This window comes from Gordonia sp. X0973 (genome assembly GCF_013348785.1).
In the GTDB taxonomy this organism is placed as follows: Bacteria; Actinomycetota; Actinomycetes; order Mycobacteriales; family Mycobacteriaceae; genus Gordonia.
Genome location: NZ_CP054691.1, coordinates 3454271 through 3476226, shown reverse-complemented (window position 1 = coordinate 3476226; position 21956 = coordinate 3454271). Strand labels below are relative to the sequence as shown.

The window sequence follows — 21956 nt, the reverse complement described above, 5'->3', positions numbered from 1 at the left end:
CGTTCCGTGGTTACACGGTCGCGGGCGCGGTCGTCGTGGTGTGAGTGTAGGTCGCTTCGACGTTCGCCGGGGTGCGGTAGCCGAGAGCTTCGTGGAGCCGGGAGGTGTTCCACCAGTGGACCCAGCCCATCGTGGCGAGCTCAACCTCGCTGACTGACTCCCAGATCCGCTTGGAGTAGATCAACTCCGCCTTGTATAGGCCGTTCACTGTCTCGGCCAGCGCGTTATCGTAGCTATCGCCGACGGTACCTACTGAAGCCGTAACTCCCGCGGCGAGCAGAGCGTCCGAATAGGCGAGCGAAACGTATTGACTACCCCTGTCGGAATGGTGGATCAATCCGCTTTCGTTCCTGCTCACCCCGGTGGACTGCAGTGCATGCTCCAGTGCGAGCAATGGCAGAGACTCCGTGTGGAGCGTGGGCGCGACCGCCCAGCCGACAATTCTGCGACTGAAGACATCGGTAACGAATGCGACGTAGCAGAACCCGGAGAGCATCCGGACGTAGGTGATGTCGGCGACCCAAAGCTGCTGCGGTCGATCCGCGACGAACCGCCGTTCAACGAGGTCCGGGCGCTGGTCATCTCCGTCTGCGGAGCAGGTGGTGACGGGCTTTCGACCTCGGCGAACGCCCTGCAGGCCGGCGATCTTCATCAGCCTCGCGATCTGGTCGCGACCGACGTTCCATCCTGCGTGGCGCATTGCGTGCCACATCTTCCGGACCCCATAGACGCTGTAGTTCGCCTGATGAATCCGCTGCACCTCCTCCGCCAGCATCTCGTCCCGAACGCTGCGAGCGGAGGCCGGCCTGTTCTTGGCAGCGCGGTATCCGCGGGAGGTGATGAACCCACATTCTGTCGCACTGAGGATGCGGCAGATGGCCTCGACCCCGAACTTCTCGCGATGCATGTCGACGAACGCGATCATTTCGTCGTGGGGCGGTCGAGTTCCGCTGCGAAAAACGCTGAGGCGGCCTTCAGGATCTCGTTCGCACGTCGCGCCTCGGCGAGCTCCCGCCGGAGACGGCGATTCTCCTCCTCGAGCGGCTCTCCCGGTCCGACCGGCTCGGTGGCGCCGTAGCGATTGCACCAGATCCGCAGCGTCTCTGTGCCGACACCGAGCTGCGGCGCGACGGCACGGATCGATGCTGCGCGAGGGCCGCCCTCGCGGGCTTGGCGGTCGTAGACCATGCGCACGGCACGCTCACGCAGCTCTGGACTGAACTTCTTGGGCATACTCCGATTCTCCTTGCTGAGACTCGGAACGGAACCCAGGGCGCTTCACGTTGACGGCTCGCCATTTCACTTGTGCGGCTTCGATGAGCTTGTAGGCCATCGCCAGTCCCGCGGCTCGGGAGCCGGGTCCCTTGGTCACCTTGGTCCGTAACCGCACGGTGGCGAAGGTCAACTCGATCGGGTTGGTCGTGCGCAGGTGGGTCCAGTGCTCGGCCGGGTAGTGGTAGAACTCCAGCAGCACATCAGCGTCGTCGACGATCTTGGCGACCGCTTTGGGATACTTCGCCCCGTAGGTCTTCTCGAAGGCGGCGATGGCCTTACGGGCGTAGCCGATGTCCTCGGCGTTGTAGATCTCCTGCATCGCTTTGATCGCATTCGGATGGGCCGACTTGGGCAGTGCGGCAAGCACATTGCCCTGTTTATGAAACCAGCACCGCTGCTCTCGGGTGTCCGGGAACACCTCGCGCAGCGCAGCCCAGAACCCCAGCGCCCCGTCCCCGACGGCCAGGTTCGGGGCCGCCATGCCGCGGCGTCGGCACGACCGCAATAGATCGGCCCATGATTCGGTGGATTCGCGGTACCCATCGGCCAGGGCGACGAGCTCTTTACGGCCGTCGGCACGCACGCCGATCATCACCTGTCGACGACGCGTGAATACTGACCCCCAGACGACGGGTGAAAGTTGACCCCCCTCGTCATTCTGGAGGGATGATTTCAGTGGAAGACTGGGCCGAGATCCGTCGGCTGCACAAGGCGGAGGGGTTGTCGATCAAGGCCATCGTCCGGGTGACCGGGCACTCGCGGAACACGGTGCGCGCGGCGCTGCGGTCGGACGCGGCGCCGAAGTACACGCGGCCGTCGAAGGGCTCGTTGGTCGACGCCGTCGAGCCACAGATCCGTCAGCAACTCACATTGGATCCGAAGATGCCGGCAACGGTGATCGCCGAACGGATCGAGTGGACGAACTCGTTGACGATCTTGAAGGACCGGATCCGGCAGATCCGCCCGGAGTACGTCGGGATCGACCCGGCCGATCGGATCGTCCACAAGCCCGGCGAGTCGGCGCAGATGGACTTGTGGTTCCCCGAGACGCGGATCCCGACCGGGTTCGGCAACGCCGAGATCCTCCCGGTGCTGGTGATGACGTTGACGTTTTCGAAGGTTCTGTCGGCGATGATGATCCCGTCACGGCAGGCCGGAGACATCCTGGCCGGGATGTGGGCGTTGATATCGGCGATCGGGAAGGTCTCGAAAACGCTGGTGTGGGACCGCGAATCAGCGATCGGCGGCACCGGGAAAGTCACCGAGCCGGCGCAGATGTTCGCCGGAACTCTGGGCACCAGGATCGTGCTCGCGCCGCCCCGAGACCCGGAGTTCAAGGGGATGACCGAACGCAACAACGGCTATTTCGAGACCTCGTTCCTGCCGGGTCGGGAATTCGCCTCACCCGCGGACTTCAACTCCCAACTTGGGTTGTGGTTGCCGAAGGCGAACGCGCGGACGGTGCGGTCGTTGCATGGTCGACCGATCGACTTCCTCGACGAGGACCTGGCCGCGATGACCGGGTTGCCGCCGGTGGCGCCGCACGTCGGCTTGTCCTCGCGAGTCCGTTTGAGTCGTGACTACTACGTGCGGGTCGACGGTAACGATTACTCGGCGCATCCGTCAGCGATCGGCCGGTTCGTCGACGTCGCGGCGAGCATGGACGAGGTCGTGATCTCCTGCCAGGGGCAGGTCATCGGTGCTCATTCGCGGTGTTGGGACACTGCGCGCACGATCACCGACGACGAGCACGTGGCCGCGGCGAAGGTCCTGCGTCATGACTATGCGCAAGCCCAGAAGGCCAGGTACCAGGCGGCTCGTCGGGGAAAGCTGGTGCCGGTCGAGCCCGCGCTGGTGCGCGATACCGCCTCCTACGACGAACTGTTCGGGGTGGACTTCGACCCGAACCCGACGACCGGTCATCGCGAGGTGATCGCATCATGACCATGACGGCATCTGCGGCCGGTTCGTCGACGGCCTCGACGTTGGCGTATCTGGCTCGGGTCCTCAAGACCCCGACGATCGGCCGGGTGTGGGAACAACTGGCCGACACAGCCCGCGAGGAGGGCTGGTCGCACGAGGAGTACCTGGCCGCGGTCCTGCAACGGCAGGTCGCAGACCGTGAAGCCTCCGGCACCAGGTTGCGGATCGCCGGCGCCCATTTCCCGGCGGTCAAGTCGTTGGAGGACTTCAACCTCGATCACCAGCCATCGCTGCGACGAGACGTGTTGGCGCATCTGACGACGATGTCGTTCGTGGCCAAGGCCGAGAACGTCGTGCTCCTCGGGCCGCCCGGAGTCGGCAAGACGCATCTGGGGATCGGGCTGGGCATCAAGGCGTGCCATGCCGGATATCCGGTCGCGTTCGACACCGCGACCGGGTGGGCCGCTCGCCTGCAGGCCGCGCACACCGACGGCCGCCTCGAGCACGAGTTGAAGCGGCTGCGCCGCTACAAGTTGTTGATCATCGACGAGGTCGGCTACCTACCGTTCGACGCCGATCAGGCGAACCTGTTCTTTCAGTTGATCGCGCACCGTTACGAGCAGGGCTCGATCCTGGTGACCTCGAACATGCCGTTCGGCCGGTGGGGCGAAGTGTTCGGCGACGACATCGTCGCCGCAGCGATGATCGACCGGCTCGTGCACCACGCCGAAGTCCTCACCCTCAGCGGTGACTCGTACCGGACCCGCTCCCGACGGGAGCTCCTCACAACTTCGCCCGAACCGGGCGAACAGCAGTAACCAACCATCAAAGGGGGTCAGGTTTCAGACGTCGATAGGGGGTCAGATTTCACCCGCCGTTGACATCACCAGCAGACACAGCTTCTCCTGCTCGAGCCGGACTTTGAGGTGGATGCCGTCGACCCAGAGGTAGACATAATCGCTGGTGATGTCGCGGTCGTCGAAGGCGGCCGCTTCCTTCTGCCACTGGCTGGCCAGTCGAGTGATCGTGGCCGCCGATAACCCCGCACCCGAGCCAAGAAACTGCTCCAGCGCCGGCCCAAAATCTCCCGACGACAACCCGTGCAGGTACAGCAGCGGCAACACCGCGCTGACCTCGGGGCTTTTACGTGCCCAGGCCGGGATGATCCCCGACGAGAACCGTTGGCGTTCACCAGTTTCAGGGTCGACCCGTTTGTCGTTGACCCTTGGTGCCCGCACCGGAACCGCACCGGCGGCGGTCATCACCTCCCGCGGGTTGTGGTAGCCGTTACGCACCACCAGCCGGCGCCCATCCTCATCGTGAATCGCCCCGGCGTGTCCGGAGACTCTGTTCGTTGGGAAGGATGGAGTCATGTCAGGAAGTGGGACGAAGAGGTACCCGGCCGAGATGCGTGAGCGGGCGATCCGGATGGTCGCTGAGATTCGGGCTGAGGATGACTCGGAGTGGGCAGCGATGGGCAAGGTCGCTGAGCTACTCGGGATAGGTACGCCAGAAACGGTCCGCAAGTGGTGTCGTCGGGCCGAGGTCGATGCTGGCCAGCGGCCGGGAACAACGACTGAGGAATCGGCCGAACTCAAGCGACTCAGACGCGAGAACACTGAATTGAAGCGGGCTAACGGGACTGCTGCACGTATAGGTGACATCTGATCTGGCTTGCCCGAGGGTGGGCCTGGAAGGATGACTATCGTGCCTAAGCCTTATCCGCAGGAGTTCCGCGACGATGTGGTCCGGGTAGCCCGAGACCGTGAACCTGGCGTGACACTCGCGCAGGTCGCGAAAGACTTCGGGATCCATGAGATGACCCTGGCCAAGTGGATGCGCCGCGTCGCCATCGACGACGGACACAAGCCTGGAACAACGTCGACCGAATCTGCCGAACTGAGAGAGCTTCGGAAGCGGAATCGGTTGTTGGAGCAGGAGAACGAGGTCCTGCGACGGGCTGCGGCATATCTGTCGCAGGCGAACCTTCCGGGAAAAGGCTCTACCCGCTCGTGAAAGAGCTCGCCGCCGACGGAATCCCCGTCACGGTGACGTGCCGGGTACTCAAGCTCTCCAGACAGCCCTACTACCGGTGGCTCAGGGACGCGGTCACCGCGGCAGACTGGGTCGAAGCGGAGCGGGCGAACGCCCTGTTCGACGCGCATCGTGATGACCCGGAATTCGGGTACCGCTTCCTCGCCGATGAAGCCGAAGCTGCTGGTCAGCCGATGAGCGGGCGGACGGCATGGCGGATCTGCTCGGCCAACCAGTGGTGGTCGAGCTTCGGCAAGAAACGTGGGAAGAACGGTAAGAAGCCGGGCCCGCCTGTGCACGACGACCTGGTCGAACGCGACTTCACCGCCGACACACCGGACCAAGTGTGGCTCACTGATATCACCGAGCATTGGACCGACGAGGGCAAGCTCTACCTCTGCGCGATCAAAGACGCCTGCTCGGGGCGGATCGTCGGCTACAGCATCGACTCCAGGATGAAGTCCCGTCTCGCCGTGACCGCTCTGGACAACGCTGTTGCCCGCCGAGAGGACGATGTTTCGGGTTGTATTGTCCATTCGGACAGGGGCTCTCAATTCCGGTCGCGGAAGTTCGTGTCCGCGCTCAACCGACACGGCCTGGTTGGGTCCATGGGCAGAGTCGGTGCCGCCGGCGACAACGCAGCGATGGAATCGTTCTTCGCGCTCCTCCAGAAGGACGTCCTGGACCGGCACCGCTGGAGCACCCGCGAGCAGTTGCGGATCGCGATCGTCACCTGGATCGAACGGACCTACCACCGACGCCGTCGTCAGGCCCGCCTCGGCCGGTTGACCCCGATCGAATACGAGACGATCATCAACACAGCCGCCTCAGCGGCATGACACCGAAACTGTCACCTGGTCGTGCAGCAGTCCCCCGGCTTTATGTTTGCTTTGCGGGGTGGGGTCGGTGGCGGCGTTGGGTGGGAGGGGTCGTTGGCTTTTGGGGCCACCAGCTTGCGTTGCCGAGGAGTGTGGCGATGGCTGGTACCACGATGGTGCGGACGATGAAGGTGTCGATGAGAAGGCCTACGCCGATGATGAGTCCGACTTGGGTCATGATGCCGATGGAACCGGCGATGAGGCCGAACATGCTGGCGGCGAAGATGAGGCCTGCTGAGGTGATAACTGAGCCGGTGTTGGTGACGGTGCGGAGCACTCCGACTCGGACGTTGTGATGTGATTCTTCGCGCAATCGTGAGACCAGCAGCATGTTGTAGTCGGCGCCGACGGCTACCAGGACGATGAACGCTAATAGGGGCACAGGCCAAGCGATGTCGGTGTGGAGTATGTGCTGAAAGATCAGGACGCCTATGCCCAATGCTGCGGTGTAGTTGAGTACGACGGTGCCGAGTAGGTAGATGGGTGCGACCAGTGAGCGCAGCAGGATGATCAGGATGATGCCGACGATGGCCAGGGTGGCCAGGGCCAGGAGGCGGAAGTCGTTGGTGAGCAGTCGTTGCAGGTCGGCGTTGATAGCGGGGAAGCCGGCGACGGAGACGGTGGAGTCGGTCAGGGTGGTGTTGGGTTTTGCGTCGTTGGCGACGGTGGCGATGGTGCTGGCCAGGCGCATGGCGTCCGCGCTGTAGGGGTCGAAGCTTGTCTGGACGGCGTAGCGCACGGTGTGTCCGTCCGGGGAGATGAATTGGCGCGCAACGTCGGCGAATTGCTGGTCAGCGAAAGCATCTTTGGGTAAGTAGAAGCCGGTGGCCGAGTCCGAGCCGCGGGTTTCGCGCGCGGTGGTCTGTAGTTGGGCGGCGAGCGTGGCCATGCCGGCGAGTTGTTGAAGGTTGCTGTCGACGAGTGCAGATACGCCTTCGGCGAGTGTTCGCGAGCCGGCGGCGAGTTGGGAGACCCCGGTCTGCAGTTGGGCGAGTTTGGTTGGCAGGTCTTGGGCCCCGATGGTTCCCAGCGTGGTCTCGAGGGTGGCGACGGTGGCGTTGAGTTGGTTGGTGACCGCGGTGAGGGGGGTGTCCATCTGCGCGAGCTGGGTGGACAGTGTCGTGATCTGGGTGAAGAACCCGCTGTCGCGGAGTGCGGCGAGATCGCGGGCTTGTTGGCGCAGGGTGCTGCATTGGGGTAGTTGAGTGCACAGCGCTGAGTTATCCAGTAACGGGAGCACTGAGGTGATTGTGGCTATGGCGGCTGATGACTGTTCGGCCAGGGCTGCTAGCTGAGGGGCGTTCTGCGCGGCTTGGTCGAGTTGGGGTGCGGCGGCGGTCAGTGTTTGTAGAAGTGGTTGGTATTGACCTATTTCGGCCCCGATGGTGGTGACTTGGTTAAGAATGCCAGCCAGTGGGGTGAGATTGGTGCGGATCTGTATGTCGAGTTGTTCGAGGCCGTCGGCGAGTTGGTCTGCACCAGAACGCAATTGTTCGAGGTCACCTTTGCGGGCTTGGCCCTCACCCACTGAGCCGGCCACCCGATCGCCGATCTGCCCGTTCTGCCAGGAGAGTTGGGCTTGTTCGAGTTTGGCTCCGGTCGGGCGAGTGACACCGACCACACGGGTGACGCCGGGGATCTGCGCAATCCGAGCTGCCATCTGATCAAGGTCGGCAAGTCCGTTGGTTGTTCTCAGATCGGTGGGCGAATCCACGACGACAAATTCCGCGATGGTGATGTCTTGCGGGAAGTGCCGGTTGAGCAGTGCGTAACCTTCGTTGCTGTCGGTGGTTGTGGGTTGACCGTCTCGGTCGTCGTAGGTGATCTGAATGCCCAGCGCGGTGACGCTCAGGATCGTCAATCCGACGAGGCTGACGGCCAGCAACGGCGCCGGGCGGCGTACGACGAGGACCGCGATGCGGTTCCAGTAGCGCCGCGTGAGGTCTTTGCGCGGGGCACCCCACCCCCATCGCGCAGCCCACAGCAGCACTGGCGGCAACAACGTGACGGTGGCGAGGAATCCGATGAGGATCGCCACTGCGCAGGCGGGGCCGAGGGTGGCGAAGACGCTGAGCTGCCCGAAGACCATGGCTAAGAACGCGAGAGCAACAGTGCTTGCCGACGCAAGGATCACCCGTCCGATGGTGGCGGTGGCATCGATGAGAGCGTCGGACGCGGCGGCGCCTTGGCGCAGCCTTTCGTGGTATCTGCTGATCACAAAGACCGAATAGTCCACACCGGCGCCGAGCAAGATGACGGTCATGAACGCAACGGTGAATTGCGAGACTGGCATGCCCAGTTCGCCTAACGCAGACATGACTCCGCGGGCTACGGCGAGACTGATACCGATGACCAGAAGCGGTAGCAACGCAGTGAACACCGACCGATAGACGATCAGCAAGATTATGGCGATCAGCACGACGGTGGCGATGGTGATGACCACCAGATCCTTTTCAGCGGTGACGATTTGGTCGCTGAAGGTCGCTGTTGGTCCGGTCACGTGGACTGTCGTGCTGGTGCCGGTAAAGACCTCTGCTGCGGTCTCGCGGATCGATTCCACAGCGTGGGCCGCCGTCGGCCCGCCGAGGCTGCCGCTGACCCCGACGGGCAAGTACCAGGCTTTGCCGTCTTCGCTGAGCGCTTGTCGGGCAGTGATCGGGTCGGCGAGCAGGTCGCGTACGGCCTGCACATCATCGCGGTCGGCGCGGAGCCGGACCACGAGGTCGTCATAGCGTTGGCGGGCGGGCTCGGTGAGTCCGGCCGGATCTTCCATTGCCACGAACACCGTGGTCTTCGCGCCCTTTTCGTCGAACGCCTCGCCCATGCGATCGAGCGCCTGAAACGACGGCACGCCCTTAGGAATTGGGTCCACCGATTGCTGGCGCACAACTGTTTCCAACTGGGGAAACAGCACAGCCAACACCACGGCAACAGCCACCCAGACGCCCGCTACCAGCGCTTTGTGCGACAAGACGAAGCGTCCCACCTGCCCCAGCGACCGGCTGTACTCACCGCGACCGGTCGATCGCCGAAGCTTCACCACTGCTCACGCATCCATCGCTGCGTTGGCATCGCACACCCTTCGACAAATGAATCAATCGGTATCACTACGCTACAGCATGTAGCGAAAGGAATGGATTGTTCGGCGACGCGGGACTATCGGATCAGCGGCGGTGGGCGGCGAGAAAGTCGTCGACAAGCTGTTCGCAGTCCGCGCCACTCATCGAGCGAAGGCCGGACAGCCGCGCGAAGACCAGCGGGCCCACGAGCTGGGTGATGGCCACGCCGGGATCGAACTCGTCGAGTTCCTTCTGGGCGGCGGCGCTCTGCAACACCTGATCGAACGGTTCCCGGTACTGCGCGATGACACGAGCGCGCAGCGGCGCGAGGGTGTTCTGCTGCTCCCCGGGCTCCTCCGGCACCATCGCCAGCCACGCCAAGGCGGTCAATTGCAGTGGCGCCTGCTCGATCAACGCAGCCTGAGCACGGACCAACCGCACCAAACTGTCGCGGATTGGTCCGTGCGCGTCAGGGACGTCGGCGTGGGGCAACAATCGTTCGAACGCCGCAGCCAACAAATCGGTGGTGCCGTCGAAATGCCGGTAAAACGTCGTTCGAGCCACCCGCGACATCCGGGAGACCGCCCCGACCGCGACTGCATCAACCCCGCCGGTCTTCAACAGGGCAGATGCCGCATCAACCAACCGGTTGCGTGAACGAACCAAACGCGGGTCTTTGTCATCCATCACGTCCTTGGACCGAGGACCCGCGTCGCGCCTGGCCGCCATCACCGCACCCACACTCCCATCCCCGAGACTGCTCTCGGGCGCCTGGCGATCTTGGTTCGCACGAAGTGCTACTGATAATAGCGAAAGTCGAGGAGTGTCCGCCGGGCTAGTCGTGCAATTCACCTGTTCGACACCCCGACCCGGCAGGAAGGTCGGCGCCACGGTGCCCGCCTCCGGGGTACCTTCGGCGAAGGGTTGGTAGATCAATTCGGGGCTTGGCGGCAGGGCTGGGGTGGGTACTGCTGAAGGGTGAATCGCCCCGGGTCTGGTGGAGGCTCTGAATCCACGGGAGGATGAGGAGCATGGCAGCACCGAGGAAGTACCCCGACGAGCTTCGGGAGAGAGTCACGAGGATGGCTGTTCAGTCACGGCGCGATCCATCGACGAGGTCGGGCACGTTCCGCCGTGTGGGCGAGCAACTGGGGATCAATCCCGAGACTTTGAGGAACTGGGTTGTGCAGGCCGAGGTCGACGAGGGGCACCGTCCCGGGACCACGACCAGCGAGTCCCAGCGCCTGGTCGAGCTGGAGAAGGAAGTGCGTGAGCTGCGCAGGGCGAACTCGATCCTGAGGTCGGCCTCGGCTTTTTTCGCGGCGGAGCTCGACCGCCCACAGCGTTGATCGTGGAATACATCGACCAGTACAAGCATGAGTTCGGCGTCGAGCCGATCTGTCGGACGCTGACCGCAGCGGGCACGCAGATCGCGCCGAGCACGTACTACGCGTTCAAGACCCGACCACCCTCGAAGCGAGCACTGCGCGACGAGGAACTGCTGATCGAGATCCACCGCGTCCACTCGGCGAACTTTGGCGTCTACGGGGCGAAGAAGGTCCACGCCCAACTGCGTCGCGAGGGCGTCGTCGTCGCGCGCTGCACGGTCGAGCGGCTCATGCGCGTTGCGGGGTTACGAGGGATTAGCCGAGCCAAGGGCCCGCGCACCACGATCTCCGGTCGCGGCCCGGATAGTCGGCCTGACCTGGTCGATCGCGACTTCACTGCAACCGCTCCGAACCAGTTGTGGGTCGCGGACATCACCTACTGCCGCACCTTCGTCGGCTGGGTGTATGCCGCGTTCGTCATCGACGTGTTCTCTCGCCGCGTGGTCGGCTGGCAGCTCTCGAAGTCGCTACGGACCGACCTTGCGCTGGACGCGTTGGAGATGGGCATCTGGACCCGCGATCGCGCAGGCCAGTCGGTCACCGGGCTCACGCACCACAGCGACAAGGGCGTTCAATACGTCGCCATCCGCTACACCGAGCGTCTTGCCGAGGCTGGCGCGGCCGCCTCGGTCGGTTCCACCGGCGACTCATACGACAATGCCCTGGCCGAGGCCTTCAACTCGCTGTTCAAGGCCGAGCTGGTCCGCAACCGCGGGCCCTGGAAGAATATCGACGACCTCGAGATCGCGACCGCGGAATACATCGACTGGTTCAATCACCGGCGATTGCACGGCGAGATCGGCATGATCCCGCCCATCGAGCTCGAGGACACCTATCATCACAACCACCCCGCACCGGTACCCGCCGACGCGGCACTTGCGAGCCTCTGACAAACCCGGGGCGATTCAGTCTTGATCGACCCGCTTGGGTTCGACACCGGAATCCATCTCTGACTCCGCACACCGGAGCACAACGGCCAAGACCTCTGCGACAGCGGGGCCGCTCTGCGCGCTGGCGGGCGGCGAGACGCCCGCCGGGGCGAACGGCAACGTCATCATGCGAATGGCCTCAAGCGTTCCCAGAGGGTCGTAGCCAGCGAACCCCTCGACGAACTGCGTCGCCGCATCATCGATGCGCCGCTCAACCTCCGCTGCAGGGTCGGTCGCTTTCGAGACGTCTGAAAGCAACCCAGCAGTATCGAAGGCGCGCTCCAGCACTACCTGAACGTGTTGGTCGGCGTGCCCGGCTTTAGTAGCGTCCTGGCGGCGCTTCTTGTTCCGCCGTTTTCGGGAGGACTTGGATGCCATCAAAACGGCGCCTTCCCTTTTGCCCACTGCTTGGACCAATCGCCTCGGATGCCGGTGGCGTTGAAGTCACCGAGGTCGGTGGTGGCGAATGGGTTGTCGAGGTAGCGGACCTCGTCGTGCTGGGCGCCACGCGGGTCGACGCGGACGAGAGCGAGGCGGTAACGCGGGGCGGCGTTCTTACCAACCATCACCTCGTTGTGGGTGACGAAGAAGTCGGTCGCTCCTTCGATACGCGCTTTGACCTCGATGCGGTAGGTGTCGCCTTTGGCGTCTGTGGAGAGGATGTCGAAACCGGGATTGTTGAAGGCCTGCTCGACGGGCTTGCGTCCGAGTTCACGTTCACGGGCCATCACCAAGTCGACACCGCGGCGTTCGACCTCTTTGGTCTCCTTCGCGTGGATGGGCGCGGTCGCGGGTAGGTCGGTCTCCAGTATCCCGACGGGGAGCACCAGTGCTGCGGTGACGATGCGTGGTGGCTTGGTCGACATAAGCTGCTGGTGGTCAAGCAGTGCGAGCCTCTTGCGTAGACGGGCGTCGAGTTCGACGGCTTTACGATTCAGGCTCTCCGATGATTCTTTCGGTTTCTCACCGGCGCGTTCCTTTTCCGCCGCGACGGCGGCATCGAGGATGAGGCGGTCGCGTTCACCTTCGAGCCGCTTGATGACCAGGTCACGTGCCTTACTCAACTCCGCGAGGCGCCTCGGCTGAACGTCGTCGAGGTAGTCGGGGAGTTGGTTGGCGATAATCCAGCTCGTGGTTTTGTCTTCAGCACCTGCCAGCCACGGGAGGGTGCGGGCTGTATCGGTGACAGCGTTCTCGGGTGCCGCCACGCAGTCCAGGTAGGGCGCGGGGCCGGCAGGCGTCACGGTGCCGAAGCTGTCGACGTATGCGTAGCCGAAGCGGCGTGCGACGGACTCTCCGGTCGCGTCGGCGACCTCTTCGATCACGCCGACGAGCAGGTGTGTCTCCTCCAGCGTCGAGGAAACCAAGATCGTGCCTCGGTTGAGGGAACCACCGAACTGTCGCACGGACTCGTCCATGACCGCGTCGTGCAGCGGATGATCCGGGGCGAGAAGGTCGGCGCGGCTGAGTTCGTCGGCGTGGACCTTGCCAAGATCGAACGTGACTCGGTCGTACTTGGTTGCGATCGGCCCTGTGCCTGCGGCGCGTATTTGCTGGGGCACGTTCGCGATCTCGTAGCGACCCTGTTCGCGCCTCACGATGCGGCCGCCGAGGCGGGCGAAGGCGGCCTTGAATGCCATCTCGATGTAGTGCGGTTGAAGGCGGCGGGCGCGTGCTTCGTCCATTGCCGCGCGCAGTGCATGCAGGTCGGCCTCGGCCAGGTTCTCCGACGCCAATGCCCGTTCGTCGAGGAGATCCTTGAGTCCATCCCCGACCGACGCGTCGATGACCTCATGCATTTTAGCCTTGACGTCGGGGCGCTCGCCGTGCTGGATGGCATCGAGCAGGAGGTTGCGCAGCGGGGTCTCGGTGAACGCCTCGCCGAGGACGTCGAAGACTTTGCCACCGTATGTCTGACGCATCTGGTCGAGCTTCTCCAGCAGGCGGGTGAAGACTTCACCCTCGCGGGTGTTGGAGGCTACGAGGTTCCAGAGTCGGCAGACCTCTTCTTGGCCGATGCGGTGGATGCGGCCGAAGCGTTGCTCGATGCGGTTGGGGTTCCACGGCAGGTCGTAGTTGACCATCAGGTGCGCGGCCTGAAGGTTAAGCCCCTCTCCAGCGGCGTCGGTTGCGATGAGGATTTGGACGTCGCGGTTCTTGGTGAACTCCTCGGTGATCACGCGCCGCTCACCTCTGCGGACGCCACCGTGGATCGCCTTGACCGAGTCGGGCTTGCCGAGCAAAGAGCCGATCTTGGACTGGAGATAGTCAAGGGTGTCGCGGTGCTCGGTGAAGATGATGAACTTCCGTGGCCAACCGTTCGAATCGGTGACCAGCGCATTGTCCTGGAGGATCGTGGAGAGTTCGGTCCACTTGCGGTCGGTGCCAGCCTCGCGGACCTTCTTGGCGGTCGCAATCAGATCGGCGAGTTCGACAAGTTCTGCGTTGAGCTCCTCGACGGTCTGGGCGGCGGTGGCCGCGTCCATCACGTCTTCCTCAAGCTGCTCCAGTTCTTCGGCGTTGTATTCATCTTCGTCGAAGTCGCCCGAGCCGATGACGTCGTCGGGTTCCTTGTAGGTGCCGTTGAGGATCTCGGTCTTCTTGCGCTCCAGCCGTTCGGTGCGGCGGACGAGGCTCTTGTAGATCGCCTCAGGGCTGGAGGCGAGTCTGCGCTGAAGGACAGTCAGGGCGAATCCGACAGTGTTCTTACGCTTGCCGCCAAGCCTGTCGGCACGGTTCATGCCCTCGCGGACGTAGCGAGTGACGTCCTCGTAGAGGCCCTTCTCCCGCTCGGTCAACTCGTAGGGCACAGTTTCGGCGATGCGTTCAGGGAAGAGCTTCTTACCTTCGAACGTCAGCAGGTCTTCCTTGACCATGCGCCGCATGATTCCGGTGACGTCGACAGACTTCTTCTGCTTGCCCTCGAACCGATCGCGGTCGAGCAAAGTGAGGAAGAGCTGAAAGTCCTCTTCCTTGCCCGAGTGTGGAGTCGCGGTCATCAGCAGGAGGTGGCGGGTAATTTGGCCGAGCAGCTCCCCCAGCAGGAAGCGTTTGGTCTTCTCCAGCTTCCCGCCGAAGTAGTGCGCTCCCATTCTGTGTGCCTCGTCGACGATGATCAGATCCCACTCCGTCTCCTTCAGTTGGGCCTGGAGTGCCTCGTTGCGGGAGAGCTGATCCATGCGTGCGATCACGAGTGGGTTCGTTTCGAAGACGTTGAGGTTGATGTTGGCATCGATGAGCTGGTTGGTCAGCAGGTCGAACCGCAGCCCAAACTTGAAGAACAGTTCGTCCTGCCACTGCTCGACCAGTCCACCGGGAGCGATGATCAGGCACTGCTTGACGTCGTCGCGGAGCAGCAGCTCCTTGATGTAGAGGCCGGCCATGATCGTCTTGCCGGCACCGGGGTCGTCGGCGAGAAGGAACCGAAGCGGGGTCCGCGGTAGGAGTTCGCCGTACACCGCGCGAATCTGGTGCGGCAGCGGCTGCACGTCGCTCGTGGCGACGGCCAGCATTGGATCGAAAAGGCCGGCCAGCGAGATACGTTGGGCCTCGGCGACGAGCTTGAAGTCGCTGGCGGTGGCGTCAAACGCGCGGCTACCGCTGGTGGCGACGCTGAGGTTGTCCTGGTCCTTGCGGAACACAACCTGTTGGCCAAGTCCACCTGAGCCGTTCTGGTAAGTGAGTGCGAGTGCGTCCGTGCCATGCCATTGAGCAGCGATGACAGTGATCACCTCTGCGGGAATGAGACCCTCGACTCGCAGACCGGGCTTCAACTCTTCAAGCTGCACGCGTGGACCTCCTCATTGCCAGCCCTCGAACGCTACCCGCCGATACTGACAGGTTCGCCATCGCCAGGAATTCAACGAGACCAAGCCGAGTGGCATTGCCAGGCCTTCGAACGCTTGCTGAGAAGCTGTCGAAGACTTCGCTGAGGTGCCGCCCGACGCCCGTCACCTCGAGTTCCCATCGGCGAGTTCGCGCAATGCTCGCCCCAACTCCTCCGGAAGCGTGTCACGAAACACCCGATAAGCCGCCTTCGATTGTCGGGTCACCGGCGGCGGCCACGCCGGGCTGGTGTCCAACCCCCCCTGAGCAACCTCGCACCACATCCATGTCACCGCGTACGGGAGTGCGGCCGCGCGCCTCCTCGGACTCGCCGACCGCGCCCAATCGGTGAACCACGTGTCGGGCGTACTCGCGAGCTCGATGACTCGTCGCTCGAGCGCCCGAAAATCCCGTCGACGCGATAGTTCCCTCGCTGCCGCGCTGGCGGCTGCCGCGATCTCTGAAGGACTCGCGGCCAGTCGCGTGCTCGCCGCTCGCGATGTCCGTCTGCCAATGTCCGGGTCGAGTTCGATACTCGCTGCAGCAGTGGACCACGTCGACCCTGGCCGTTGTGCGCGCGCAATACACAGGGAGGCGTACAGCCGCCCCGTGCTTTCCTGCGTTGTCAGCATCCCAGCGAAATGACGACGGTAGGTGTGCTCATCGAGGAGTTGAGGGATCGCAGACAGCGGCAGATCGATCAACGCGTCGTGATGATCGATCTGCAGGCCGACATGGCGGCGGGCTGAAAGCACCTGGACCACCAGCCAGCTCAACACCGGACTCTTTGCCGCGCGATTGACGATCCATCCTCTCGGGCCGCCCGGGACGTCCGGGATCAGATCGAACCACTCGGCCAACCGTGCGACGGCGTCCGCACTCTCCGGACTGGACAGAATCCCATCCGCCTCCGCCAGTGCTTCACCGCGGGTGACTGCACTTGTCGGCGGCTGAATACCCCACCGAGGCCCTCGAAGCTCAGTTGTGCGACCAGCGGCTTCGGCTTGGAGATCTCCGGCCCATTCGACGAAACCCCTTGCGCGAGACCGGGATGCGAGGTGAAGTAGAAGAGTGGTTAAGTTTCGGACTTCTGCGAGGTACGCGGGGGGCGCGAGAGCGCCATCGAGAACGCTCGTTTCTTCGCCTTGGATAGCGGCCGTAACCCGTGTTGCGGTCCGAATTGCACCTTCGGATGCAGCCGTCGGTTTCTCTCTCAGGATGGAGTGTCGGCAGGGAGCCGAGAATCCGAGCGGATTCCCGCACGGCTGGTGTTCATCGAGCCGAGGACGCAGCGGACTGTGGTGTCGCGTTCGAAAGCGCCGGCTACATCTTGAACACTCAGCGACCAGGTAGACGCCGTGGTCGGGACACACTGTCGACACCGGTAGCTTCCACGACAGCTGCCAGATTCCGTCGTGCGATAGGCAGAGTGGGCATAGTTGCGTCCCATGCTGCGGGAACCACCCCTGGCAAACGATGGCGCGGTAGCTCGCCCGATCGAGCGGGTCGAAGCCGTCGAGGTTGAGTGGCGCGCCTCCGTCGTAACGCAACAAGGTCGAATTCTCGACGGCCGATGCCCCCAGCCCAGTGAGATCCACTATTCGGCCGACGAGCTCATCGCTAGGCCGGACCAGCATGAAAGCCGTCGAGACCGACGATCCGTCCCGGTTCTCCTTGAGCATGCGGACAAGACTCTTGGTCGTCAGATCGTTCACAAGTGCAATCCGCTCGAGGTACGAATCAAGCGACTCGCGTGGATCGATTGCAACTCGAGCGGGGAGCATTAGCTCAGAGGCTCCATCGCCGTCGCGGTTTGGTAGCGCCCGCAGTGGGCGAGCGACTGGAAGTCACGCGCCCACACGAGTCCGGTCCTCTTCTGAGACTCGGTCCGAATCCACCACACCGAAGTCTCCACTCCCAACCTGACGCACAAGATCTTCGTCGGCGACGCAGATCGCTTCGGCGGCACTGCGGAGGATGAGACGGCCTTCGGGGTTGAGCGCAGCGTCAAATGCTTTCAGGTGTTCGGCGTCTGGCCATGTACGCGGGCTATCACAGGTTGCATCGAACCACATCCAAGATGCGGCGAGCCGGGCGCAGCCATCGAAGTTCCGGGCGGCTGCGGGCAGGGTGCCGACCAGGTCCGGCGGGGCGGCTTCAATCCGTCTTAACGCGTCGCGGCGCTCACGGTAGTTGACGAGCTCGTCGAGGCATAGAGCTCGCGCCAGATTCATCGCATGGGCAATGTCGCTCTCGCGGTGGAAGATCGGAGTCCATTTCGGCCACGCCCCTATGCAAATCGAGTAGCTACCAGCTTTCGTCAGACGGTAGGTCGGCTCGTCGGCAAGGCTCCAATGATCGCGCAACCGAACACATTGACTGAGAAGTAGCGCGACTCTGGAACGCCACAACCACTGGGCGGGGTCGAGCACGAACGGTTCGCCTTCTTGCCGGTAGATCCCTGGGATGTGGTCAAGCGTCAATTGCGTATGGCCAAGCGCCAGCCGCATCAGATCTTCGCCGCGTGGATGGCGGACTGAGCTCTTCGGTAACCGCATGGTCTTGACAGTCTTCGCGCCTGTGCGGAGTACCCGTCGAGTGAAGACCTGCGAATCGGGTATTTCAGAATTCTCTGGTCGGACAGGAGTGGGACGTGGATGTGGAGATACTCGTGGTGTCAGCCACGTTCGCTGTTCTTCCCAGGCCATTGCGATGGCCAGTGCACGAACGGCAGGAGATCGCGGTAGCTCTTCCTCGGACTCGTGACTCGTCGCAAGATCTGCCGTCGCAGTGGTCACCAACTGAGCATCAGCTGGGATCCAGTGTGCAGATCCTCGACTGAGCCGACGAGCCACCGAGGGTAGTTCCGCACGGAGACACTCAAGTCGGTCGAGTGCATCGAAGTCAGTCGTAGATCTGTGTGCAGCGGACGAGACCTCCTTGCAGACCGACAGAATCCGATTGGGAACTCTGGTCAACTGCGCAGTGCCACTACCGGGCATCCCGATGAGGTGCCCGCAGTAGAAGCAGACCGGAGACAGAGCCAAAGCCCACTCTCGCCGTGCCACTCCGTTTGGGGCGCAACGGCAATGCTGACCCCACTCACTTGCCAGCCAGCCTTCCTTCGCGAGCACTCGACTATGGCAGTCATCAAGGGTCATCGCCGAAATGCGCGAGAATGGCTGGCGCGTCAGCGTGGCCAGGTGCCGCAGAATCGGCTCGTAGTCAGACGCTGATCGCGATAACTGACTTCGACCAAGGATCTTGGTGACGGTGGTGCAATTCGCCGTCGCCGCGCGCAATACGAAGGACTCCAGCGATTCATCGTCGGCTGGAATCGGTCGAGCAGGCAGATAGCCGATACGAGGCTCTCGCATGGATAGCCCCCTTCCGTTGTCTGCCGGTGACATCACACCCTGCTCTGCTTGCTGCGGCGCCGAAGATCGATTTCCGCCTCTGCTGCGTGCGCTCGTTTACTGAGGCGGACTTCCTTCAGGTGTTCTGGGTTGATCGTGTGCGTGCCGTCGGCGATCGCTGCAAGTGTCGCAATGCGGAGGAGGCGTGTCGCGTCACCGACGTAGCCCTGAGATCGCTTCCAGATGGGCCCCGCGAGCTGTGAAGTGAGAAGCCCTTCGCTTGCCCGAGGGAGATGCGGAAGGAGATAACCTTCCAGCCCGTAGAGCAGTTGCTGCCACGCGTGTTGCTCCTCCGAAGTCTCGATTCCGTAAGGACTGAAGCTCATTGGCTGGAGGCGGCCGATAAGCTGGGCATCGCTCATGGCTTCACTGGATTCGAGGTCTGTCCCAACCAGAATTAAGCTGGCGTTGAATTCGCCGAGCTCGGTGTTCATGTACTTCACGTGATCGAGGACCTCCCGGCCGCCCTTCCAGTTGGTACGCAGTAGATGGAAGTCGTCGATGAGAAGGGTGCGCACGCCGTGGCGTGCCAATGCCCTGACCGCGGCGGTTGACGTCTGGTGGGCGGCGCCGCTGGCGGATAAGCGGAAGAAGTCAAGGACTTGGGAGTTGAATCCTTTGACCATCGAGCCAGATTGCAGGTTGACCCAAACGACGGGGCATAGGTCTGCGTCGATCGTTGGCTGAGGGTTCCACGTGGGCAGTTCTGCAGGGCCTTTCGGTGCGCCTACGATCCATTCCACGTATTTCCTTGTGGCCCAGCGGCGGACCGCCGTGCTCTTCCCGAGCGTGCTTGCGCCTGTGACCGACGCTATTGCCTTCGCACCGGGGCCCGTTTCAGAATTCTCCTGCACGATCTCAGTGAGTCGGTCTGCGACTGCGCGGGTCTCGGCCGTTTCGACGTAGAGTCCATTCATCCATTGACGCAGCGCATCGACCGCCCGCGAGCGGTCCTCGGATGTCATCCTGTCCCAACCAGCCGACGTGTACAGAGGTGGTTCTGGCAACTCCGTTTTGGTGCAAGCCAAATGCCAAGCGAGAGAGTCCATCAGGAGTCGGCCCGCATCGTCGGCCACGGGACGTCGAGGATGTCCAAGGGAACGTCGTCCTGGGGTGAATCGGTATGGGGCGTCTTGGTGCGTGCTTCGTTGCCGCCCGACTGAGTGGCTTCGTCGCGGGTTGCACCTTGGGCTGCCTGAGCTTCTTCGTGGTCTTTGCGCGATTGTTCAACTCTGCGGTGCGCGGCTGACAGTTTGGCAGTCCAGTCAGTTGGAACGGGCCCAGAGGTGAGTTCCGTGAGCTCGTCGAGGATCTGCCGCTGCGCTGAGCCCCGACTCAGAATGTGGTTGCCGCCGCGTTCGCGGACGCGCCGCCTAACAGCCTGAACGATCGTATCGGTCATCGGCGCGTCAGTGAAGAAAGATCCTCGCCACGCAACGGGGCGTACACGGCCGGTCTCGGGGTGCGGGAACCAGATGCTCGACAAGTCGTGCGGGTCGACAAGAAAGGGAACCTTGTTGTCGTCGTCCCTGAACTGGCCCCGTGCGACATTCCGAAAATCATCGAGCAGCTTGCCGTCGTAGACCATCTCAGCAAACTCGACACCTGCGACTCCGACTGTGCCCCACTTGACCGGAAGCATCTGATAGATCATGTCTGCACGCTGCGGTACGTCGATACGGCCGGTGACGTCGAGCATGATGTCCCAGAGCTCCAAAGGACTGGTGCGAGCGGTGGGCTCACCACCGATAACCAAGCCTGTGTGCCACGACCGGTGGTAGTCCAAGGCGACGAATCGCCGAAGGTGTTCTTCCAGTTCGGCGGCCGTGACCAATGCCTCCTCGGCGACCAATCGACCGCGCTCCGAGGTATTGCGACCTTTGTAGCCGGGGAGCTGTTGAACGGCCCGTTGTAGCGTCTCGTGCCAGCGTTCAACGTGGGGGTTGTCCGTTGGCTTCTTCCCGCGACTGAGCAACAAGTCAATCCCGAAGTCGCGCAGAATCGCGCGGAAGTGATCGGACACGAAGATCGAACCGTGGTCGGCGCGGATCGCGTCCGGCATGACGCCAGGGATGTGGTGCTCTCCTTGAAGCGTAGTGAAATCGGGTGCAACACTTCTGCGCCCAACGTTGACCGCGACATCAGAAGCGTCGACGACTTGGGGCAAACCGGCCCAGCGCCAGTGACTGATGGTGGTGCCCTCCACCATCATCGAGAACGGGCGGCAGATGTCGTAGAGAAGTAGCCCGGCATCGATTCCATCGGCGCTCTTCGGCACCACGCGCAGTGCGAGGACCACTCTGGTGGCGACGTCGATTGCAGTGAGGATTTCGACGCTGAAGGGTCGCCCGAGAAGCGGGTCGTATACGAGGTTGTCCGCCCTCGTGGCGTCGATGGCGACTATTTGCCCAGGCCTGATTGCGGGGAAGTGCTCTTTGCCCGACACGCGCTGTAGCGACCGGCTTCTCTGGGTGCGGGTTGTTGCGCCCGCGCCCCGTTTGAGGTGCGCGAGATACTCTGCCGTCAGACGCTGCGGCGTGGAGACATCCACGTGCCCTGCACGCTTGAGCTCAACCTTGATCCGCCGATCAAGCTCGCTGATGTTGGCGTCCGCCCGATCTCCGTCCAGGGTGGCGAAGACCAACTCAGCAACAGTCCGATAGCGCTCATCGATTCGCTCCCACGTCTGTTCGCGACGCAGGGATCTGGCATCGAGGAGCCCGAGTAGTCCGTCGCGTTTCCATGCACGCACCCAGTTGCGGATGGTGCTGTCGACCGGAGCCGATCGCTTGATCTCACCGTTCGCGATGCGGCGTTGTAGGGCACGATCTCCCACAGCTTCTTGCTGCAACGCGACCGCCATCGCGCGACAGCGCGCCGCCTCGGAGACGCCGAAGCCTTCGCCGAAGGGTGGGCGCGGTTCGCCATCGCGCGCGAGTTCGGCGTGACCGTCCCGGTAGCCGGTCAGTATCTCATGCACGATTTCAAGTTTGTCGAGGGCGGCTCGGCGCGTTTCCTCAGACAGGCCATCCCAGTACGGGCGGAGCGCCGGTCTGATTGGCGCTACATCGCCATCGACCACGACTCGCACCTCTGCGAGTTCGGGCCAATCGACGTGCAAGGAATCGCCGACGCTGGTGCGGAGGTCTACGCCGGCCGCTGATACCGCTGTCACCAGACCGGTTCCCCACTCAGTCAGAAGTCGGCCACCGACCTCAACCACTGTGCG

13 protein-coding genes, 4 pseudogenes and 2 other annotated features are annotated in these 21956 nt (G+C 63.2%); of the genes and pseudogenes, 5 read left to right on the top strand and 12 right to left on the bottom strand.

Annotated elements, in window-relative coordinates:
- Positions 1–10: 10 nt before the first annotated feature.
- A protein-coding gene (locus HUN08_RS17060) for an IS3 family transposase (RefSeq protein ID WP_301546785.1) occupies positions 11–1233 on the bottom strand; the annotation gives its coding sequence in 2 pieces (ribosomal slippage) (positions 11–954 and positions 954–1233; 1224 coding nt in all).
- Positions 831–964, bottom strand: a sequence feature (AL1L pseudoknot). Its footprint overlaps the gene before it by 134 nt.
- Positions 1202–1951 (bottom strand): IS256 family transposase, encoded by a 750-nt coding sequence (locus HUN08_RS17055; protein ID WP_301547013.1) that lies wholly within the window; start codon positions 1949–1951, stop codon positions 1202–1204. The genes HUN08_RS17060 and HUN08_RS17055 overlap by 32 nt, the downstream gene beginning before the upstream one ends.
- On the opposite strand from HUN08_RS17055, the gene istA reads away from it, so the two are divergent.
- Both istA and istB read left to right on the top strand, forming a co-directional pair.
- Positions 1942–3219 carry an IS21 family transposase gene (gene istA / locus HUN08_RS17050; protein ID WP_124249144.1) on the top strand — a complete coding sequence of 426 codons (1278 nt, stop codon included), beginning with the start codon at positions 1942–1944 and terminating at the stop codon, positions 3217–3219. The genes HUN08_RS17055 and istA overlap by 10 nt on opposite strands.
- Positions 3220–3221: 2 nt before the next feature.
- On the top strand, positions 3222–4016 hold the full coding sequence (istB, locus tag HUN08_RS17045) for an IS21-like element helper ATPase IstB (protein ID WP_298446595.1): 795 nt from the start codon (positions 3222–3224) through the stop codon (positions 4014–4016).
- 63 nt (positions 4017–4079) lie between these two features.
- Here istB and HUN08_RS17040 read toward each other — a convergent pair.
- Positions 4080–4571, bottom strand: a pseudogene (locus tag HUN08_RS17040) (transposase); the annotation flags it as partial.
- Between HUN08_RS17040 and HUN08_RS18460 the strand changes: the two are divergent.
- Together HUN08_RS18460 and HUN08_RS17030 are read left to right on the top strand one after the other, a co-directional pair.
- Positions 4570–4836: pseudogene (locus HUN08_RS18460) on the top strand (transposase); the annotation flags it as partial. The pseudogenes HUN08_RS17040 and HUN08_RS18460 sit on opposite strands and share 2 nt — an antisense overlap.
- A gap of 69 nt (positions 4837–4905) precedes the next feature.
- A protein-coding gene (locus HUN08_RS17030) for an IS3 family transposase (protein ID WP_165353480.1) occupies positions 4906–6071 on the top strand; the annotation gives its coding sequence in 2 pieces (ribosomal slippage) (positions 4906–5178 and positions 5181–6071; 1164 coding nt in all).
- 40 nt (positions 6072–6111) lie between these two features.
- Here the strand turns inward: HUN08_RS17030 and HUN08_RS17025 are convergent.
- Positions 6112–9153 (bottom strand): RND family transporter, encoded by a 3042-nt coding sequence (locus tag HUN08_RS17025; RefSeq protein ID WP_006896682.1) that lies wholly within the window; start codon positions 9151–9153, stop codon positions 6112–6114.
- A 121-nt stretch (positions 9154–9274) separates the two neighbouring features.
- Positions 9275–9898 (bottom strand): TetR/AcrR family transcriptional regulator, encoded by a 624-nt coding sequence (locus HUN08_RS17020; protein ID WP_124248859.1) that lies wholly within the window; start codon positions 9896–9898, stop codon positions 9275–9277.
- 302 nt (positions 9899–10200) lie between these two features.
- On the opposite strand from HUN08_RS17020, the gene HUN08_RS17015 reads away from it, so the two are divergent.
- A protein-coding gene (locus tag HUN08_RS17015; protein WP_223291304.1) for an IS3 family transposase occupies positions 10201–11447 on the top strand; the annotation gives its coding sequence in 2 pieces (ribosomal slippage) (positions 10201–10486 and positions 10486–11447; 1248 coding nt in all).
- Positions 10479–10607, top strand: a sequence feature (AL1L pseudoknot). Its footprint overlaps the gene before it by 129 nt.
- Before the next feature lie 15 nt (positions 11448–11462).
- On the opposite strand, the gene HUN08_RS17010 is transcribed toward HUN08_RS17015, so the two are convergent.
- The 7 genes and pseudogenes from HUN08_RS17010 to HUN08_RS16985 all read right to left on the bottom strand — a co-directional run bounded on the left by HUN08_RS17010 (position 11463) and on the right by HUN08_RS16985 (position 21809).
- Entirely contained in the window at positions 11463–11864 is a 402-nt protein-coding gene (locus HUN08_RS17010; protein WP_006896686.1) for a hypothetical protein, read from the bottom strand.
- Positions 11864–15274 carry a helicase-related protein gene (locus tag HUN08_RS17005; RefSeq protein WP_006896687.1) on the bottom strand — a complete coding sequence of 1137 codons (3411 nt, stop codon included), beginning with the start codon at positions 15272–15274 and terminating at the stop codon, positions 11864–11866. Before HUN08_RS17005 ends, HUN08_RS17010 begins: the two co-directional genes overlap by 1 nt.
- A gap of 1443 nt (positions 15275–16717) precedes the next feature.
- Positions 16718–17095: pseudogene (locus HUN08_RS18455) on the bottom strand (TniQ family protein); the annotation flags it as partial.
- A gap of 63 nt (positions 17096–17158) precedes the next feature.
- The gene (locus tag HUN08_RS18450; RefSeq protein WP_006896689.1) at positions 17159–17821 is read right to left on the bottom strand and encodes a hypothetical protein; all 663 of its coding nucleotides are present in this window, start codon (positions 17819–17821) and stop codon (positions 17159–17161) included.
- Between the two features lie 528 nt (positions 17822–18349).
- Positions 18350–18688 (bottom strand): annotated as a pseudogene (locus HUN08_RS18445) (TniQ family protein); the annotation flags it as partial.
- Between the two features lie 32 nt (positions 18689–18720).
- On the bottom strand, positions 18721–19692 hold the full coding sequence (locus HUN08_RS16990) for a TniB family NTP-binding protein (protein WP_223259049.1): 972 nt from the start codon (positions 19690–19692) through the stop codon (positions 18721–18723).
- Positions 19693–19775: 83 nt separating this feature from the next.
- Positions 19776–21809, bottom strand: coding sequence for a transposase (locus tag HUN08_RS16985; RefSeq protein WP_223291302.1), 2034 nt, complete (start codon positions 21807–21809; stop codon positions 19776–19778).
- Positions 21810–21956: the final 147 nt, after the last annotated feature.

Bases quoted from the DNA above. Each gene is read 5' to 3' on its own strand.
- HUN08_RS16990 (WP_223259049.1), bottom strand. From the start codon at position 19,692: ATGACATCCGAGGACCGCTCGCGGGCGGTCGATGCGCTGCGTCAATGG.
- istB (WP_298446595.1), top strand. From the start codon at position 3,222: ATGACGGCATCTGCGGCCGGTTCGTCGACGGCCTCGACGTTGGCGTAT.
- HUN08_RS17020 (WP_124248859.1), bottom strand. From the start codon at position 9,898: ATGGCGGCCAGGCGCGACGCGGGTCCTCGGTCCAAGGACGTGATGGAT.
- HUN08_RS17010 (WP_006896686.1), bottom strand. From the start codon at position 11,864: ATGGCATCCAAGTCCTCCCGAAAACGGCGGAACAAGAAGCGCCGCCAG.
- istA (WP_124249144.1), top strand. From the start codon at position 1,942: ATGATTTCAGTGGAAGACTGGGCCGAGATCCGTCGGCTGCACAAGGCG.
- HUN08_RS18450 (WP_006896689.1), bottom strand. From the start codon at position 17,821: ATGCGGCTGGCGCTTGGCCATACGCAATTGACGCTTGACCACATCCCA.